At 35.3% G+C, this 1,484-nt stretch carries 3 protein-coding genes; all 3 read right to left on the bottom strand.

Annotation, left to right across the window (positions count from 1 at the left end):
• Nucleotides 1-492: 492 nt before the first annotated feature.
• The 3 genes from ADF62_RS07260 to ADF62_RS10435 all read right to left on the bottom strand — a co-directional run bounded on the left by ADF62_RS07260 (nt 493) and on the right by ADF62_RS10435 (nt 1,456).
• The gene (locus tag ADF62_RS07260; RefSeq protein ID WP_003094909.1) at nt 493-885 is read right to left on the bottom strand and encodes a hypothetical protein; all 393 of its coding nucleotides are present in this window, start codon (nt 883-885) and stop codon (nt 493-495) included.
• A gap of 11 nt (nt 886-896) precedes the next feature.
• A complete protein-coding gene (locus ADF62_RS07265; protein ID WP_003094508.1) occupies nt 897-1,124 on the bottom strand; it encodes a hypothetical protein in 228 nt (75 codons plus the stop codon).
• 200 nt (nt 1,125-1,324) lie between these two features.
• On the bottom strand, nt 1,325-1,456 hold the full coding sequence (locus tag ADF62_RS10435) for a Blp family class II bacteriocin (protein ID WP_003093551.1): 132 nt from the start codon (nt 1,454-1,456) through the stop codon (nt 1,325-1,327).
• Nucleotides 1,457-1,484 lie beyond the last annotated feature (28 nt).

A 1,484-nucleotide genomic window follows, 5' to 3' on the forward strand; every position in this document is an offset into this window, starting at 1 on the left:
TTTCAATTGTTTGAGTTGCCATGGCAACTACCTCCTAAAATTTTTATCGTGTGATCTCTCAATCACATCTTTAGTATAGCATTCAAGTGTCTCTATCAGAGCTAGCGTCCCAATAAGTGGCTATATGTCCCGAGTAGTAAAAAAAAGACTGAATATCATTTTTGATTCATTCCATGTCTTATTGAAAAAGCTTTAACTAATTCTTTCTATACTGCCTATAGACTCCAAATAAAAAGAAAAAGAATCCTATTGATGCTAACAAAAGTTGATAGATATTTCCTGATGACAATAGTACTTTGCTATATAAATATATCATCGCAATAGTCGAAAAAATGATTAGGTATTTCTTCATTTGTATCACCTATCTCAAATGAAGATTATTCAGCTGTACCATAACAAAATGCTGTGCTACCGCCTGCAAATCCAGCTCCTGCACCGTCGTTATGAGTTAATTTTGTAAACATTGCTTATACTCCTTATTTTGTCAATTACTTACTTCTCTATATTATGGTTGATATACTTGATGCCCCATAAAAATAGTACGAAACCCAATAATGAAAAAAAACCTACAAATATAGCGATAACTTTTTGATAATAGAAATCTGTTGTCAAAAAACGAAGGCAACTAAGTGTCAGTAACAAGAAACAAGCTAGGGAAGCTTTTAATTGATTTAACACAGTTGGTTCTTCTCTTCTTGTCATTATTTTTCGAATGAGCAATATATCAACCACAACCACTAAGAGGGCTGCTACGATGTAGACCAATTGGAATACGGATGATAAGTTATGAAGTAATTGACTAAAAAAAAGTACCAGTAAGGATATGCTAACTACTTGGGCAATGACAAATAGCACTATATCCCTTTTTGAAACTCTATGTGTCATTGTTGTTCTCCTTAACAGCCAGGTAAGGCTACTCCACCTCCAATAGCTGCACCTACTGCACCAGTTCCAATTGTATACGGTCCAATGAAGAAAGCCGTTCCACCTGCAGCTGCAGAGAATCCTTCTGAAGCACCTACGGCGACAGAGGCCCCACACATTCCCCATCGTTCCCAATTGACTCGTCCTCCTTCAACACTAGCAAGTGTTTCAAGGTCGTTATATGTTAGTTCTGTAATCATTAGTTAACTCCTCATCTACATAAAAATAAACTATTTGTTCAAAGAAAATAACACTATCTTATAAACAAATTATTAAAAATTGTTATGAAAATACCCGTATATGTTCAAGATGATTTTTTATGTTTATTTTTATTGACCTTGTTGAAAAAGATATTACCTAACAAAGCAACAACAAAACCTATAATAAAATATACCATAGATTAGCTCCACCAGCAGGTTGCTCCATAGGCAACAGTACCACCTGCGCCTCTCCAACTACATCCACCTCCTTCAACACTAGCAAGTGTTTCGAGGTCAAGGGTGTTAAAGTTTTCAATTGTTTGAGTTGCCATGGCAACTACCTCCTAAAATTTTTATCGT

Origin of the sequence: Streptococcus sp. 1004_SSPC, from assembly GCF_001069025.1 — a bacterium.
Taxonomy (GTDB): domain Bacteria; phylum Bacillota; class Bacilli; order Lactobacillales; family Streptococcaceae; genus Streptococcus; species Streptococcus vestibularis.